Annotated in this window: 16 protein-coding genes; 15 read left to right on the forward strand and 1 reads right to left on the reverse strand. The window is 37.1% G+C overall.

Annotation, left to right across the window (positions count from 1 at the left end):
• Positions 1–52 precede the first annotated feature (52 nt).
• From FXW34_RS06510 to fabG, 3 genes are read left to right on the forward strand one after another with little or no spacing between them, the layout of a single operon-like run.
• Complete coding sequence (locus FXW34_RS06510) at positions 53–1,057, forward strand: 3-oxoacyl-ACP synthase (protein WP_147533161.1); 1,005 nt, start codon at positions 53–55, stop codon at positions 1,055–1,057.
• A gap of 10 nt (positions 1,058–1,067) precedes the next feature.
• Entirely contained in the window at positions 1,068–1,961 is an 894-nt protein-coding gene (gene phaZ, locus FXW34_RS06515; RefSeq protein ID WP_147533162.1) for an intracellular short-chain-length polyhydroxyalkanoate depolymerase, read from the forward strand.
• A gap of 17 nt (positions 1,962–1,978) precedes the next feature.
• Positions 1,979–2,719, forward strand: coding sequence for a 3-oxoacyl-ACP reductase FabG (gene fabG, locus FXW34_RS06520; protein WP_147533163.1), 741 nt, complete (start codon positions 1,979–1,981; stop codon positions 2,717–2,719).
• Positions 2,720–2,768: 49 nt separating this feature from the next.
• Here fabG and FXW34_RS06525 read toward each other — a convergent pair whose 3' ends face one another.
• Complete coding sequence (locus FXW34_RS06525; RefSeq protein WP_147533164.1) at positions 2,769–2,996, reverse strand: hypothetical protein; 228 nt, start codon at positions 2,994–2,996, stop codon at positions 2,769–2,771.
• A 699-nt stretch (positions 2,997–3,695) separates the two neighbouring features.
• On the opposite strand from FXW34_RS06525, the gene FXW34_RS06530 reads away from it, so the two are divergent.
• The 12 genes from FXW34_RS06530 (at position 3,696) to FXW34_RS06585 (ending at position 15,940) form a co-directional block, all read left to right on the forward strand.
• On the forward strand, positions 3,696–5,213 hold the full coding sequence (locus FXW34_RS06530) for an acyl-CoA synthetase (protein ID WP_147533165.1): 1,518 nt from the start codon (positions 3,696–3,698) through the stop codon (positions 5,211–5,213).
• Between the two features lie 172 nt (positions 5,214–5,385).
• Positions 5,386–5,748: a group I truncated hemoglobin gene (locus FXW34_RS06535; RefSeq protein WP_147533166.1), complete on the forward strand. Its 363-nt coding sequence runs from the start codon at positions 5,386–5,388 to the stop codon at positions 5,746–5,748.
• A gap of 341 nt (positions 5,749–6,089) precedes the next feature.
• The gene (locus tag FXW34_RS06540; RefSeq protein ID WP_147533167.1) at positions 6,090–7,526 is read left to right on the forward strand and encodes a circularly permuted type 2 ATP-grasp protein; all 1,437 of its coding nucleotides are present in this window, start codon (positions 6,090–6,092) and stop codon (positions 7,524–7,526) included.
• Positions 7,527–7,549: 23 nt separating this feature from the next.
• On the forward strand, positions 7,550–8,425 hold the full coding sequence (locus tag FXW34_RS06545) for an alpha-E domain-containing protein (RefSeq protein ID WP_147533359.1): 876 nt from the start codon (positions 7,550–7,552) through the stop codon (positions 8,423–8,425).
• Positions 8,422–9,297, forward strand: a complete 876-nt coding sequence (locus FXW34_RS06550; RefSeq protein ID WP_147533168.1) for a transglutaminase family protein — start codon at positions 8,422–8,424, stop codon at positions 9,295–9,297. Before FXW34_RS06545 ends, FXW34_RS06550 begins: the two co-directional genes overlap by 4 nt.
• 220 nt (positions 9,298–9,517) lie before the next feature.
• Entirely contained in the window at positions 9,518–9,856 is a 339-nt protein-coding gene (locus FXW34_RS06555; RefSeq protein WP_147533169.1) for a helix-turn-helix domain-containing protein, read from the forward strand.
• Between the two features lie 44 nt (positions 9,857–9,900).
• On the forward strand, positions 9,901–10,599 hold the full coding sequence (locus tag FXW34_RS06560; RefSeq protein WP_187118858.1) for a YveK family protein: 699 nt from the start codon (positions 9,901–9,903) through the stop codon (positions 10,597–10,599).
• On the forward strand, positions 10,583–11,245 hold the full coding sequence (locus FXW34_RS06565; protein WP_147533171.1) for a CpsD/CapB family tyrosine-protein kinase: 663 nt from the start codon (positions 10,583–10,585) through the stop codon (positions 11,243–11,245). The genes FXW34_RS06560 and FXW34_RS06565 overlap by 17 nt, the downstream gene beginning before the upstream one ends.
• A gap of 381 nt (positions 11,246–11,626) precedes the next feature.
• Positions 11,627–12,733: a glycosyltransferase family 4 protein gene (locus FXW34_RS06570; RefSeq protein ID WP_187118859.1), complete on the forward strand. Its 1,107-nt coding sequence runs from the start codon at positions 11,627–11,629 to the stop codon at positions 12,731–12,733.
• A gap of 20 nt (positions 12,734–12,753) precedes the next feature.
• A complete protein-coding gene (locus FXW34_RS06575) occupies positions 12,754–13,920 on the forward strand; it encodes an O-antigen ligase family protein (protein WP_222705313.1) in 1,167 nt (388 codons plus the stop codon).
• Complete coding sequence (locus FXW34_RS06580; protein ID WP_147533174.1) at positions 13,920–14,939, forward strand: glycosyltransferase family 2 protein; 1,020 nt, start codon at positions 13,920–13,922, stop codon at positions 14,937–14,939. Before FXW34_RS06575 ends, FXW34_RS06580 begins: the two co-directional genes overlap by 1 nt.
• On the forward strand, positions 14,936–15,940 hold the full coding sequence (locus tag FXW34_RS06585) for a glycosyltransferase family 2 protein (RefSeq protein WP_147533175.1): 1,005 nt from the start codon (positions 14,936–14,938) through the stop codon (positions 15,938–15,940). Before FXW34_RS06580 ends, FXW34_RS06585 begins: the two co-directional genes overlap by 4 nt.
• Positions 15,941–15,948: the final 8 nt, after the last annotated feature.

Genomic DNA, 15,948 nt, shown 5'->3' on the forward strand with positions numbered 1-15,948 from the left:
CTTAGAAAATAGTCCTTTGGATTAAAAGACAATCAAGTGAGGTGGGGTGCGGATGCCGATTGCAATTGTCAGTACTGGAATTTACTTGCCAAAACGGACGATGACGGCGCAGCAAATTGCTGATAAAGCAGGTCTTCCAATTAATGTGGTTGTTGAAAAAATGGGAATAAAGCAAAAGTACGTTCCGGGACTTGAAGATCATACGTGTGAAATGGGAATCCGCGCAGCCAAGCAGGCGCTAGAAAAAGCAAGGATTGATCCTTCCGACATTGATGTCATCATTTATATCGGCGAGGAACATAAGGAGTATCCGCTCTGGACATCAGGAATTAAGCTCCAGGAGGCAATTGGAGCGGTCAATGCCTGGGCCTTTGATATTGCGCTCAGATGTGGAACGACCATCATGGGATTGAAGCTTGCGAAGTCACTGATGAATGGGGACCCAGCGATTAACACAGTCTTACTTGCTGGTGGTTATCGGAACGTGGATTTTATTAATTATGAAAATAAGAGAACACGATTCATGTTTAATTTGGGAGCTGGTGGCGGGGCGATTTTACTTCAGAAGGGTAATCATAGCAATGTTGTGTTAGAGACGGATGTTATTACAGATGGGTCGTTTTCAGAGGATGTTGTTGTTCCTGTTGGAGGAACAAAGCAACCATTAACTCGAGAAAATTTAGATTTGTATATGTTAGATGTCACCGATCCTGAGGGAATGAAACAGCGACTTGAGCAAAAGTCGATGGCAAATTTTCTAAAAGTGATAAGAGCATCGCTTCGAAAAAGCGGTTATCGCGAATCAGATATTTCGTATGTTGCCCTTCTTCACATGAAGCGCTCTGCACACGAATTTGTATTGTCGGAATTAGGTCTGTCTCTCGATCAATCAATCTATTTAGAGGATTATGGTCATATTGGTCAAATCGATCAAATTTTGTCCTTGGAGTTGGCTGAACAGGCTGGAAAAATAAAACCCGGTGACATCATCGTACTCGTAAGTGCGGGTATTGGCTATGCATGGGGAGCGACGACGATTCGCTGGGGGGAAGGATGATGCATATTTTATGAAGATTAACCTAAAAAAAGTGGAGTTAGCAAATGGAGAAACGATTGCTTACCGGGAGCGTGAGGGGGGAGACAAAAAGCTATTATTGATTCATGGCAATATGACCTCTTCAAAGCACTGGGATTTAATTCTGGAAAACATCGATGCATCATTTAAAGTATTTGCAGTTGATTTACGAGGCTTTGGTGAATCCAGTTATCAAGAGAAGATATTTTCTTTAAAGGATTTTTCTGATGATATAAAGCTTTGGGCAGATGAGATTGGATTAACGGATTTTGCTATGATTGGTTGGTCAACTGGTGGCGGAGTGGCAATGCAATTTGCCATAGATTATCCAGGATATGCTAACAAGTTGATTTTACTGGAATCCGTGTCAACGCGGGGGTATCCTTACTTTGCCGTTGACGATAGTGGTATGCCAGACTTTACAAAGCGCTTAACCACTTATGAGCAAATTAAAAATGATCGAATTAGAGTAATTCCAACACAGACTGCCTATGAACAAAAAAATCGTGAATTTCTTAGAGCCGTCTGGAATGCGGTTATTTATAATCATAATCAACCTGAACCTTGGCGTTATGAAGAATATATTGATGACATGTTAACCCAGCGTAATTATGCTGAAGTCATTCACGCGCTCAATATGTTTAATATTAGTGCTGTCGATAATGAAGCAGCAAAGGGTACCAATCAGGCTAGTAATATTCAAATTCCCGTTCACGTTTTACGTGGTGAGCATGATCTGGTGGTTACTGCAAATATGACCCAGGAAATTATTGCAGATCTTGGCGAAATAGCAAGTTATATAGAATTGAAGAATTGTGGACATTCACCGTTGGTTGATGATTTAGGGCAGCTATTAGAAGTTATCACTGATTTTCTAAATATTTAACTGAGGAGTGGGTTAGGATGAGATTATCTGGAAAAGTGGCTATCATCACAGGGGCAGCAAATGGACTTGGACTCGCAGCTGCGGAAATTTTTGCTAAAGAAGGTGCCAGTGTTGCAATTGCTGATTTCAATGAGGAGTTAGGTCAGGCTAGAGCACAAGAGCTAGCTGACCGAGGGCATCGAGTCGCCTTTTTCCAAGTAAACGTCGCCGACCAAAATAGCGTAAATACGATGGTAAAGAATGTACTAGATACTTTTGGGAAAATTGATATTTTAGTGAATAATGCCGGAATTACGAGAGATGCGATGTTGAAAAAAATGACGTTAGAAAACTTCCAAAAAGTCATCGATGTTAATTTAACCGGCGTCTTCCTTTGTACACATGCTGTATTGCCGTCAATGCTCGAACAAGGGAGTGGCAGAATTATCAATACATCATCCGTCTCAGGTGTTTATGGAAACATCGGTCAGACAAATTATGCGGCTGCAAAGGCGGCGGTTGTTGGAATGACGAAGACGTGGGCAAAAGAACTTGGTCGCAAGGGAATTAACGTAAATGCAGTTGCACCAGGTTTTATCGAGACAAATATGACAGCTGCGGTTCCAGAAAAGGTCCTAGATACGATTAAGCAAACGATTCCTCTTGGACACCTTGGTAAGCCGGAAGACATTGCTAATGCCTATTTATACTTGGCTTCAGATGATGGGAAGTATGTTAATGGAACTACACTCCATGTCGATGGCGGAATTATGATGTAAAAAACGGAGGCCTAGTTGCCTCCGTTTTTTTGTGGAATTTTGTACCCACCTAATGCGTTGTATTCCCACTGTATTCTTCCATTAAACTCACACACATTCCAAAGCCAAAGGTAACCATTGCTCCAATCAATACTCCTATTCCGGCAGCAGATATTGCGTGCGAATGGATGTAATCGCTTACAATCATTCCAATAATAAAGAGAATTAAGCCGAGTATAAAACCCCAAGTTGCAAGTGATCTAAAATTCGCTAATGTTCGTTTCGGGTTATTTTGCACAATATCATCCTCCTTGTAAAGAATATTCTAACAATTGTAACAATTTTGTCAAACTTTTTTGAAATCTTCCTCTAGTTGGTGATTCTGAAAAGAATAATCATATTGATGGATTGATTCTGAAAAGAATAATCATATTGATGGATTCTTTCCAAAAGATTGTTGCTTTTGGGCTTGAGGCAGAAGGGAATAAAAGTTTTGCGGACATATAAGCTGTTATTTGTGTTAAAACTAGCATTTTCGAGTTGTGAGCGGACATATAATCCGCTATTTGCCCAAAATGCAGATTAAATTGGATGATTTTCACGAAATAAGGTCGCTAGTGTCCGCTAAATTCTTAAATCAATGCATTTGACTGCAAATAAGGTATTCTGAGTCCGCTGAAATCACTAGCATCATCCGGAACGGACATAGGAGCCGTTATTTGTACAAAAAACAGTGCCATCCAGGCGTGAGCGGACATATAATCCGCTATTTTCCCAAAATGCAGATTAAATTGCATGATTTTCACGAAATAAGGTCGCTAGTGTCCGCTAAATTCTTAAATCAAAGGATTTGACTGCAAATAAGGTATTCTGTGTCCGCTGAAATCAGAAACCAGATAGTGAAACAAAGACTTGATAGACATGCTAAGCACCGTGTAACTCACTTGTAACTTTCCTCACGTATTATTAAAGCAATAATAACGAGGGAGAGATCACGATGCGGTGGGAAATGGATTGGATAGATAACAGAGCAAGATTGACGCCAAATCGGGTTGCAATTATTGATGCTGATACAAATGAAACCTATACCTATCGAAACATAAATATGAGAGCAAGCGCGCTTGCAAGTTGGTTTATAGAAAATGGGGTAAAAAAAGGCGACAGGGTTGCGCTTTTGTCCCCCAATCATATCTCCTATTTTGATTTACTTTTTGCTTGTGCGAAAATCGGGGCGATATTTGTTCCGCTAAATTGGCGCTTAGCCAAGGAGGAGTTAAATTATATACTGTCGGATTGTACTCCTGTTTTGATTGGATACCACACTCAGTTCCAAGAAAAAGTCGAGCAGCTACACGCAGAGACTGAAAGGTCCTTTTGTATTAACTCTGCTGAGTATGCTAATCTTCTCGTAAACAATACTAGCCTAAAAGATATGGTGGAACTAAGGGAAGAGGACCCACTGGCAATGATTTACACCGGAGGGACAACAGGTAAACCGAAAGGGGTTGTCCTGGCTCATCGCTCGATTATGTCCAATGCATTAAATACTGTGTTAAGCTGGAATTTAACGGAGCATGACTGTACATTATCCAGTATGCCAATGTTTCATACTGGAGGATTAAATGTATTATCGATACCACTCTTGCTTATTGGCGGAAAAGTAGTCATCACTTCAGCATTTGATCCAGTAAAATCAATTGAATATATTAACACATATCATTGTACAATCGTCATTTTCGTACCAACGATGTACCATATGATGTTTCAAACAGAAGAGTTCAAAAGCAGCAAATTTCCTTCAATTCGAATATTTCTTTCGGGTGGTGCCCCGTGTCCGCTTGAGGTTTATGATACTTTTCAAAAGAAAGGAATTGCCTTTAAGGAAGGCTACGGATTAACAGAAGCCGGTCCAAATAATTTTTATATTGACCCTAAAGTTGCCAATATTAAACGAGGGTCAGTAGGTAAACCTATGATGTTTAATATGGTTAAATTGGTTACAGAGGATGGACATGAGGCTGGGCCAAATGAAGTTGGTGAAATATTAATTAAAGGAAAGCATGTATTCATTCAATATTGGAATAATCCAGAGGCAACCGCTCAAAGCATGCAGAATGGGTGGCTTCATACGGGGGACCTTGGTCGGATGGACGAGGAAGGCTTCTTCTATATTGTCGGTCGAAAAAAAGATATGATTATTACTGGTGGGGAAAATGTTTATCCGCTTGAAATAGAGCACTGGCTTGAATCCCATCCTGAAATTGATGAAGCTGCCGTAATCGGCCTTCCAGACACGAAATGGGGCGAAGTTGTAACTGCCTTTGTTGTAGTGACAAATTCACTACTTCAGGGCACTGATTTAATAGCCTATTGCGGGCGCAAACTAGGAAAATATAAAATACCGCGGAAGTTCATTTTGGTCGATGAACTGCCGAAAACTCATGTTGGAAAAATTGATAAAAAACGTTTAAAGGAAATAGGTATTCAAGTGCTAGAAATGAATAAATCTAGTTGACCTGCAGGCTGTCGATTATTATAATCGACAGCTTTTGTTCGTTTCATATTTGTTTGTCGATGAATGTTAAGGTAGACTAACGATATATTAAAGTGAAACTTTCTTTGAATATTCACTAGCATTTTGTGGAATTATTTAGTTTGTAAGTTAGATGAAGGGAGCTTTTTCAAAAATGACAGAAAATCTTTACGAAAAGTTAGGCGGGGAACAAGCAGTATCAAAGGTGGTGGATTATTTCTATGATGAGCTGGTTTTAAAAGACGAGACAGTCAATGGTTTTTTTGAGAATACTGACATGGATAAACAGCGCAGCCATCAAACAAAATTTATTAGCTTTGCTTTAGGTGGACCTAATCAATACTCCGGACAATCAATGGCAAAGGCTCACGAGGGAATGAATCTCCATCCAGAGCATTTTAATGCAATTGCCAATCATTTACATAAAGCTTTAGCGCATCATGGTGTAAGTGAAGCGGACATAGACCAAGCTTTATCGAAGGTTGCTTCATTGAGAGAAGATATTTTATATAAATAAAAAATGCAAAAACAAAGCGATCCACTCCGTGGGTCGCTTTTGTTTGTATACCAACAATGTAAACGCTTTTAAAATATTAATAAATTCCAGCGTAATAAATAATTTACTGAATATTAAAATTTAATACATTGACAATGAATATCAGTGGTGCTATCCTTTGTGTTAGAAAAGCTTACATGTTAAGTTAGCAAATATAACTGAATTCTTTGTGTTAACGGTCGAATACAAAAATACCTACGCAAACGCCTAAGGTTATTGTTAGGAAATATTACATAATTCTTGTTTTTACGACAAAAGTTGATACGAAAGAAAATACATAGAACAGTTTTAGGAGGAAGAAGATGTTTTCAGAATACGATTTTGAATCTAGTTTTGATGAAATGTTTGATGAACAAGGTGGAATTCGCAATCATTATGAACAAATACATAGTCAACTATCAGAAATGGGTGAATCAGAATTAGCGGAATTACAAGCCGCTATGCAGAAGTATATGATGAAGCAGGGGGTAACGTTTACTTTATATAACGGTAACGAAGGTAATTCCTTGGAACGAACAATACCTGTTGATATCATACCAAGAGTTATTCCAGCTCCTGAATGGTCCCTAATTGAAAAAGGAATTAAACAGCGTGTAACAGCTATGAATCAATTTATCCGTGATGTGTACCATGAACAAGTCATTCTCCGCGAAGGCATTATTCCTCGGAAAATGGTTGTCTCTAATCCGTATTTCCTAACTGAAATGATGGGCGTTAAAGTTCCCGGTGATGTCTACATTCCTTTATCTGGGATTGATTTAATCCGCGATGAGTCAGGACAATACTATGTTTTAGAGGATAACCTAAGAACTCCATCAGGACTCTCTTATATTTATAAAAATCGAGCTTGGATGAAAAGGTTGTTCCAAGAGTTGATGACAAAACATAAGGTTCGTCCAATCGATAAAAGCTTGAATTCTTTACTATCGATACTAAGAAGTCTTTCTCCTACAAATAAAAAAAATCCGGTTGTTGTTCTATTGACTCCAGGTTGCTATAATTCCGCATATTTTGAACATACTTTTTTAGCTCAGCAACTTGGGATTCCGCTTGTTGAAGGCAAGGATTTAAAGGTCATTAATCAAAAGGTATACATGAAAACGATAAAAGGTCTGCAACAGGTAGATGTTGTATATCGCCGAGTCGATGATGAATTTCTTGATCCATTATGTTTCAGAGCTGATTCACTTCTAGGAGTCCCTGGAATCATGAATGCATATCGTGCTGGAAATGTGGCGCTGGCTAATGCACCGGGGACAGGAATTGCTGATGATAAAGCAATCTACACCTATGTACCAGATATGATTCGCTTTTATTTAAATGAAGAGCCGATATTGAAAAATATCCCAACGTATGTTCTTTCTAGGGAGAATGATCTGCGGTATGTTTTAGCTCATCTACCCGAAATGGTTGTAAAGGAAACTGCTTTATCGGGTGGGTATGGAATGTTGATTGGACCTAGTTCAACGCAACAGGAAATCGCTGAGTTTAAGCGAAAGATTGTTCAAGCTCCAGAAAAATATATTGCGCAGCCTACTATTAATCTTTCGAGTGTGCCTTCACTAGTTAGCGATGGAATCAAAGGTCGCCATGTAGATTTGAGACCGTTTGCGTTTATGGGGACCAATGAAATAGAGGTATTGCCTGGTGGTTTAACAAGGGTTGCCTTAAAGGAAGGCAGTCTGGTGGTTAATTCATCGCAAGGCGGCGGAAGCAAAGATACTTGGGTATTATACTAATATATTAAAGGAAGTGTGGATGAATGTTAAATCGAATTGTTGCATCATTTTATTGGATTGGCCGTTATTCTGAAAGAATTGATTACACAGCACGTCTCGCTGATGTGAATATTTACGGACATTATAAACTTAGTGATAATGAAGAGTATTACAATTCCGTCATGACCAACCTAACGTTTGTTAGAAATAATGTTCGTGAAATAAGACAATATGCGACCAATCGGATGTGGGATTGTATTAATGGTTTTTATTTATGGTTATCTGACCATGATCATGCTGCTGAGCATAGACCATTTAAGGTGTTAAATCGTGTTCGCAATGAAGTGTCCTTGTTTAAAAACGTTGCTGATTCATCAATGCTTCATGAAGTGGAGTGGCGATTTCTAACAGCTGGTGAACAACTAGAATGTGCTGAAAATACAGCTCGTATGATACTGCATGTACTAGACTCACTTGAGAGAGAAGAAGACTTACATAACTTAGAATATCATCGTCTAGTTACGTTGCTTGAAAGCGTTGATGGATTTGAAGCTTTTCGAAAGGTACACGCCAACCATTTTACAATAGATAAGATTATTGAATTTTTATTGTTAAATTCTCTTTTCTCTAAATCTGTCTATTATTCTTTATTTTCCTTAGAGGAAAATTTTAAAGGGTTAAAATTAGAATATCAATTGGATCATCTTTCGAAAGTAATTCGTTTAGTTAATCGATTACGTGCACTTTTATACCAAAGTTTAGACTTGAAAGGGAAAACAATTGTCGAGCACCGTGAATTTTTTAACACAATTATTCTAGGGTGTGGTCAAATCAATCAGGAAATTGAGAGAAGTATTGCCCATGAACCGGAAATGGATATTAAAGACAACTTTCATCGGAAACTGGCAGAGCTTGTATGAAGCTAGAAATCATTCATCAAACGAGTTATACATACGAGGAAGAGGTTGGCTACAGTGTCAATGAGATTCGTTTAACCCCAAGGACGAACTTTCGGCAATCCTGTGCCAATCATACAATAATGACTTATCCGAATACCGAATTGTTTTCCTATCAGGACTACTTTGGTAATATTGCCCATGCCTTTACAGTGGCAAAGCCACATCGCGAGCTTATAATTAAGACACATTCAATAGTCGATACCCATGAAAAAGATCGCAATGAGTACAATCTGTTTCCTTATCGAAAAGAAGAGGATTTTTTAAAAAGTGAAAAATTTATCAATCACCATGCAGAGTTTTTATCAGCAACACCCTATACATCGCTGACGGAAGAAGTGAAAAATTATGCAATGACCCTCTCTGGGATTGATTCAGCGGGGGGTGTCTATCAGTTGCTAAGAGAAATTTCCGAAACGATTTATTCGACTTTTATTTATGATCCAAATGCAACTCACGTACATACTACAGTAGAAGAAACATTAAAGCTCAAAAGAGGTGTATGTCAAGATTTTGCCCATCTAATGATCACGATTTGTCGGATAAAGGGTATTCCCGCCCGTTATATAAGTGGTTACCATTTTATCGGAGACCTTCAAGGTGGTCACGCTGATTTTGAACAAGCCTCCCACGCCTGGATTGAAGCTTATGTGCCGGGTATCGGCTGGGTTGGTTTTGACCCTACTAATAACGGTTTAATCAATTGGCGCTATGTGAAGGTGGGCCATGGACGTGATTATCGTGATATCGTACCTGTCAAAGGTATCTATCAAGGCGCATCAGCGCAAACGATGACAGTTGAAGTCGATGTAAAACTTGTAAACGATAAAAATTAACAAAAAACAACCTCATCAACAAGCGATGGGGTTGTTTTGACGTTTAGGAGATATATTCCGTTGACACTATATAACGAACGTGATATTTTATAAGAAACGCATTGTTCTGTATACAGAACTGTTATTTCGGGGAATTTAAATGTATTTATTTTAAAAGCATAAAGTTTATTAGGTTGAATGTTCTTTAAAGTGAACAAATAATGCTGAACGAGGTAAAGTGATGATTGGAAACATAATTAACGAACTTCGGAAAAAAAAGGGACTCTCGTTATCAGAATTAGCTGACCGTGCAAAAATCTCAAAATCCTATTTGAGTAATATTGAACGAAATTTAAACCAAAATCCATCTATACAAGTGATGCAAAAGCTTGCTAATGTACTTGGGGTAGATTTGAACTCCCTACTTATTCGTAAAAAAGAGGAACAGGATGAAGTAGTAAATGTAGAGGAATGGGAAGAAATTGTAAATGAGATTAAGGATTTAGAAAGAGAACAAATTAAGGAATTCAAAACGATAGTCGATTATATAAAGTGGAAAAATCAGCGTGAGATAAAATAGGTGTTTAATATAATAAACAAATTACTCATAAAAGTGGTGGGATTGTGGAGAAAGAAATCAATATAAAAAAATTGTTGTATGTGATTCGGAAGCGTATTTGGATTGTGATACTTCTTTCTATATTATTCTCTATATTTGGTGGAGTCTATAGTGTGTTTTTTACAAAGCCTCTCTATGAATCATCATCACGACTTATTGTAAATGCTGAGCCAGAGTTAATGAATACGTTAATGGTGATGATTGAGGAGCCATCTTTTTTGGAGTATGTGATTGTGGACTTGGGCTTAGAAAAGACTCCTGAACAATTAAGTGAACAAGTATATGCAGAAAGTATTGAAGGTTCTTCAATCGTGAAAATATCGGTTATGGATGCTAACCCGCTTATGGCGAAAAAAATAGCTGATGCAACAGCCAAGGTTTTTCAAAAAGAAGTACCAAAGCTATTAGAGTTTAAAGATATATCAATTTTTTCAAAAGCAAAGCTAGGATCAAAGCCAATTAATGATGATCATGAAACTAGAATGATGCTTGGCTTTATTGTTGGATTGATTACAAGTGTCGGATTAATCTTTTTAATGAATTTCTTCGATGACACAATCAAATCAGAAAAAGAAGCTGAGCTGTTATTGGACTTGCCTGTCTTTGGGTATATATCAAAAGTCGATACTCGGCAAAAATCTGGATTAAAAAATAAGCGGATAAAAGTTAAGGTTAGGGGAGCATCACATGGAACAATTGAGTAGAAAATCTACTAATGTAAGAAAAAAAATCAACCTGATCTCATCGACTAATTTTTATAGCAAAGTCCTTGAACAATATCGTTCAATTCGAACAAACTTTAATTCTTATATAAAAGGACTTGATTACCAAACCTTGTTGATTAGTTCTCCGAATAGCGGAGAAGGAAAATCAACTATCGCTGCCAATTTTGCGATTTCTTTAACACAACAAGGAAGAAGGGTTTTGCTGATTGACGCCGATTTAAGAAAGCCAACTCTTCATTTGTCATTTAAAACGGATAATACCTTTGGCTTATGCGATGTATTAAGAGGGAATATATTACTAGAGGATTCGATATCTAAGACTGATATCAGCAACTTAGATTTACTATCAAGCGGCTCGATTCCATATAATTCATCTGAGCTATTAGGTTCAAATGAGATGGAAAAGCTTATTGAAAAGGTTACCGGAATTTACGATGTCATTATTTTTGATGCTCCAGCATTGTTGGAAGTTGCTGATGGGAAAATAATAGCGAGTCAATGTGATGGAACAATTCTTGTTTTGAAGTGGGGAAAAACAAAAAGTGATGAGGCGTTAGAAGCGAAGAAATCACTTGAATCGACAAATGCAAAAGTTTTAGGAGTTATTTTAAACGAAAAGGATTAACAATAGTTTTTTCTGATGAACATCATTAATGTGTTCTTTTTTTGGGACTAATCGTTCTATATAACGTACAAATCATTCTATATATGGAAAAATATGGTGATGTCTTCTAACCGGTATCAATGGAGGCACTCGGTCGTGCTGCGGGTTTAAACAACCTTAGACGTAAATCGTCATAAGTGTGATGTGAGGTGGGGTTAGATGCCCTCTACTTATTGGATACGATCTGAAAAGTATCTTTGGAATTGAGATTTTTCATTATAATGTCTATTCAGATTGTATAATGAAAGTTTTCAATTAACTGCAAGCTGATTTTTTATTTAATTGAATTTGAAAAGGAGCGAAATGCTGGCATGTTTTAGAGTCAATGCTGGTAAAAGAAAAATGAAAAAAATACTTTATATCACAACTGTCAGTGATACTATTAATTCCTTTTTAGTACCCCATATAGAAAAGCTAATTAGCGAGGGAAATATAGTTGATTGCGCTTGCTTTATTGATGAAGAAATTGATCCCAAGCTTCGTTCCTTGGGTGTATTAGTTCACAATGTTCCATTTACGAGAAATCCGCTCAATCCAATTAATTTTAAGGCGTATAAAGAATTGATAAAAATCCAACAGGAGCTCTACTATGATATTGTCCATGTGCATACACCGATTGCTGCTATATATGGGAGACTGTTAAAAATAAAGTTTCCGAGAATCAGGACGATTTATACGGTCCACGGGTTTCATTTTTATAAAGGTGCACCATTAGTTAATTGGGGCCTTTATTATCCGATTGAGAAATTCATGACAAATTATACAGATGCGATGATTACAATTAATAGCGAGGATTATAAAATTGCAAAAAAACTAAGATGTAAGGAAACTCTCATCGTAAACGGTGTAGGAGTTAATTTTGCCTCCTATAATAAAGAATTATTTGACAGGAGCCATGTTAGAAAAAAACTAGATTTACATAATAATGATTTTGTATTGATTATGATTGCCGAGGTGAATAAAAATAAAAATCACCAACAAATGATCAAGGCTGTTGAGATTTTAAAGAATAAGGGAATCGAAGTCAAGGTAATCTGTGCTGGAGGCGGGCCGCTTCTTAACGTTCTTAAACAAGAGGTGAAAGCTAGGAAATTAGCAAACAATATTGTATTTTTAGGCTCGCGAACAGATGTCAATCAATTAATTGTCGCCAGTGATTTAGGTATATTAGTATCCTTTCGCGAAGGCTTGCCCCGAAATATTATGGAATTAATGGCCTGCCAAAAACCTGTAATTGGCACAAATATTCGTGGAATAAGGGACTTAGTTGAAGATGGAGTGACGGGATATTTAGTTGGTGTTGGTGACGAGAAAGCAACAGCGGCAAAAATTGAAGAGCTTTATCATCAGCGGGAGCGATTGGAGCAAATGGGCGCAAACGCATATGAATTTATCCAAAAATTTGATGTCGACTCCGTAATGAAAAGTATGGAAAGGGTTTATCGATAAAGATGGAGCAGAAATACGTAATGTTTAGCGTGCAAAATATCCTCATTTTAATGATGGTGCTTTTCTTTGGGTTTACTTCGTTAAGATTTGGTGGGTTTGGAATAGGTGAAATCATCTTATTATTCTTTTGCATTCTCCAATTAATTGGACAACGGAGTATCGTGTTATCGATAGAAAAACACCTGTTTTCCTTATTTTGGATAAGCTATCTTTTCGTTATTTCGATTGGATATTGCGTCAATCGATTTTTTGATATTAATCCGCAGTTTGTTTCTTTTGATTATCAGGCCTATATTGTTGTGCTGTTTTTATGCTTCACGTTTGAAACCTTGTTTAAAGAAAGTAGCTTTGTTCATCTATACAGTATCATCCGATTTATTTATTTTATTGGATTAGCTATGATTGGCGTATTATTTATTTTATTTTTGGAAGGCTATAGGGTTCTCTTTGGTTACTATATTACCTATGCAGGATCAGACATTTTCTCTCCATTTGCTAATGATTACCATCAATTTGCTTATTTTGTGGCCCCCCTCCCATTTATTGGATTGTACATTTTTACAAAGGAAAATAATTTTATCATAAAAATTCTAGCAGTGCTTGGCGTGCTGTTAAGTGTCGATATTGGCTTAGCCACTACCTCATCAACCCTAGTGGCAGCATGGATATTGGCATTATTAGTCCTCGTAATATCAATGATTACTTTCGGTCTGAAGAGACTACGGGATGATGCAAGCCTGCTACTAGTCCTGCTATGCATTGGGAGCTTCATTTTACTATTTAATTATGAAAAGATATTCGTCATCATTCAGGATTTTTTTTATGCAGATTCCAATGGTGGAAGCAGATTAACAATCTGGACTAACGCAATGAAAGCATGGCTCCACTCTCCAGTTTTTGGGCTTGGACCAGGTTCTTTCAGTGGCGAACATGTTTTTGATGGTTATGAGGCACATAATACTTTTTTACAAATATTAACACAAGGTGGAGTTGTTGCAGGATTCATCTATTTGTTGTTTATTTCAAAATTAATCAAAATGACGCATGTGAATCTATTTCTTTTATGTGGTGTTATATCATTAGTAGCCTATGGATTTGGAATCAATGATCTACGAAGAACCGTGCTTTGGTTTTATTTTATCTTATTCTATTATTTAAGCTTAAAAAGTAAAGGAGAAGGCAGTTGATGGAACAACCATTACTATCAATTATCATCCCCGTATATAATTCTGAGAAAACAATTAGCCGAGCAATAATAAGCGTTTTAGAACAAGCTTCGGTTGAGCTTGAATTGATTTTAGTCAATGATGGTTCAACTGATGAAAGCCTTCATTTAATGAAACGATTTACAGAAATGGATTCAAGAATTAAGTTGTTTACGAGGCAGAATGAGGGAGTCAGTTCAGCAAGGAATTTCGGAATTCAGCAGGCAAAAGGAAAATATATTACGTTTTTGGATGCTGATGATTATTACATTGAAAATGGCTTGGAAAAAATCATGAAGGATGTAAATGAAAATACTCAATTAGTCATCTATGGTTATGATATTGTTTATGAAAATAAAACAATTGAATGCAGTCCACCGTTTAAATCGTGCTTACAATTCTCTGAATACGATGACTTCCGCGAATACTGCCTCCTACTAATTGAAAACGAAATAATTAATGCCCCATGGAACAAAGTATATTTAGCTGAGTTTTTGCGAGAGCATAACATCCTATTTCCGCCTGAACTGGACATGGGGGAGGACTTGAAATTTAATCTCGGCGTCCTTAGAGATGTACAATACGTGAATGTAATACCCCAACCAATCGTAAATTATACGGTCAATAAAGGAGCAGGACTAGTTTCTAAATTCAGAGGAAACCGCCTCGAACTAAGGTATAATTTGATGGTAGAATTGAAAAATTTGATTTCTTATTGGCGAAAACTTGATAAGACAGAAGCCGTGATTGATTCGATGCTGATTCGAGATATCATGGCTTTTTTTATGGACTTTTTTAAATCAAATTGCGATTATACGAGAACAGAAAAACGGAAAATGGCTAAGACAGTACTTCGCCATGATGTAATTAAGCAAATCCTTGCTAAACAACATCAGTATGATTTAGCTACGAGGCTAATTAAAGGTATTTTAGTTACTAGCAATTCCAGTTTGATTTTAATCGCGGCTAAAATTCTGAATTTAGGGAGGAGATTTCGATGAAGATTAGTGTGATTGTTACTGCTTACAATGTTGAAAAATATATTGCTAAGTGTCTTCAATCAATTGTTTCCCAAACCTATCAAAATCTCGAAATCATTGTTGTTAATGACGGTTCCAACGATGGGACACTTGAGAAAATCTCAAGGTTTGCTCAAACAGATCAGCGTTTTATAGTGATAAATCAGAATAATGGTGGACTCAGCTCGGCGCGAAATGCTGGCTTGATGTTGGCAAGTGGGGCTTACATTGGCTTTATTGACGGGGACGATTATATTGCACTAGATATGTACGAGCATCTTTTCAAATTGGCTGTTGAGAACGATAGTGAAATTTCGATGTGTGCAGTACTAAAGGTATATAACAGTTATTTCGAAAAGGATTGCTACAATGAAACTTCTCGAGTCATGAATAAGCAGGAGGCTCTTCAAGCACTTGTCGAAGAGGAATATGTTAAGCATTATGCCTGTAACAAGCTATACAAGGCGAGTCTTTTTGCAAAGATTAACTATCCAGTCGGAAAACTGTATGAAGATATTTTTACAACGTATAAATTATTTGGCCTCGCTAATAAATTAGCTTATTCGAATAAAGTCGGTTATTACTATGTACAAAGACAAGGAAGTATTTTGCGGTCAAGGTTTGATGAAAGAAAACTGGATTGTATATCTGCGTTTACGGAATTTAAGGATTATGTGGATAAACATTACCCAGCCCTTAGCGGCAAGCTACGTTGGCGTGTCAACCTGTCAGTCATTAATTCGCTATTTGATATGCTAAAATCGGAAGCCGTCTATTCAGATTGCCAATATACGAATATTGCACCAAAGCTGATTACGCATGTACGCAAAAACCTATTATTCTACTTGTTTAGCACAGAAATATCACGAGAATATCGAGTGTTGTCTGTGCTTTCATTAGGAGGTTACTCATTTATGAAGCTTTTGTTTAAAAAGACAGTTATCAGAAGAATGGTTCTTAAGAAGTCTGCAAATTTGGCTTAGGAGTGTAA

This window comes from Bacillus marasmi, from assembly GCF_902168435.1.
Taxonomy (GTDB): domain Bacteria; phylum Bacillota; class Bacilli; order Bacillales; family Cytobacillaceae; genus Bacillus_BU; species Bacillus_BU marasmi.

Bases quoted from the DNA above. Each gene is read 5' to 3' on its own strand.
- FXW34_RS06510 (WP_147533161.1), top strand. From the start codon at position 53: ATGCCGATTGCAATTGTCAGTACTGGAATTTACTTGCCAAAACGGACG.
- phaZ (WP_147533162.1), top strand. From the start codon at position 1,068: ATGAAGATTAACCTAAAAAAAGTGGAGTTAGCAAATGGAGAAACGATT.
- fabG (WP_147533163.1), top strand. From the start codon at position 1,979: ATGAGATTATCTGGAAAAGTGGCTATCATCACAGGGGCAGCAAATGGA.
- FXW34_RS06530 (WP_147533165.1), top strand. From the start codon at position 3,696: ATGCGGTGGGAAATGGATTGGATAGATAACAGAGCAAGATTGACGCCA.
- FXW34_RS06535 (WP_147533166.1), top strand. From the start codon at position 5,386: ATGACAGAAAATCTTTACGAAAAGTTAGGCGGGGAACAAGCAGTATCA.
- FXW34_RS06540 (WP_147533167.1), top strand. From the start codon at position 6,090: ATGTTTTCAGAATACGATTTTGAATCTAGTTTTGATGAAATGTTTGAT.
- FXW34_RS06545 (WP_147533359.1), top strand. From the start codon at position 7,550: ATGTTAAATCGAATTGTTGCATCATTTTATTGGATTGGCCGTTATTCT.
- FXW34_RS06550 (WP_147533168.1), top strand. From the start codon at position 8,422: ATGAAGCTAGAAATCATTCATCAAACGAGTTATACATACGAGGAAGAG.
- FXW34_RS06555 (WP_147533169.1), top strand. From the start codon at position 9,518: ATGATTGGAAACATAATTAACGAACTTCGGAAAAAAAAGGGACTCTCG.
- FXW34_RS06565 (WP_147533171.1), top strand. From the start codon at position 10,583: ATGGAACAATTGAGTAGAAAATCTACTAATGTAAGAAAAAAAATCAAC.
- FXW34_RS06570 (WP_187118859.1), top strand. From the start codon at position 11,627: ATGAAAAAAATACTTTATATCACAACTGTCAGTGATACTATTAATTCC.
- FXW34_RS06575 (WP_222705313.1), top strand. From the start codon at position 12,754: ATGTTTAGCGTGCAAAATATCCTCATTTTAATGATGGTGCTTTTCTTT.
- FXW34_RS06580 (WP_147533174.1), top strand. From the start codon at position 13,920: ATGGAACAACCATTACTATCAATTATCATCCCCGTATATAATTCTGAG.
- FXW34_RS06585 (WP_147533175.1), top strand. From the start codon at position 14,936: ATGAAGATTAGTGTGATTGTTACTGCTTACAATGTTGAAAAATATATT.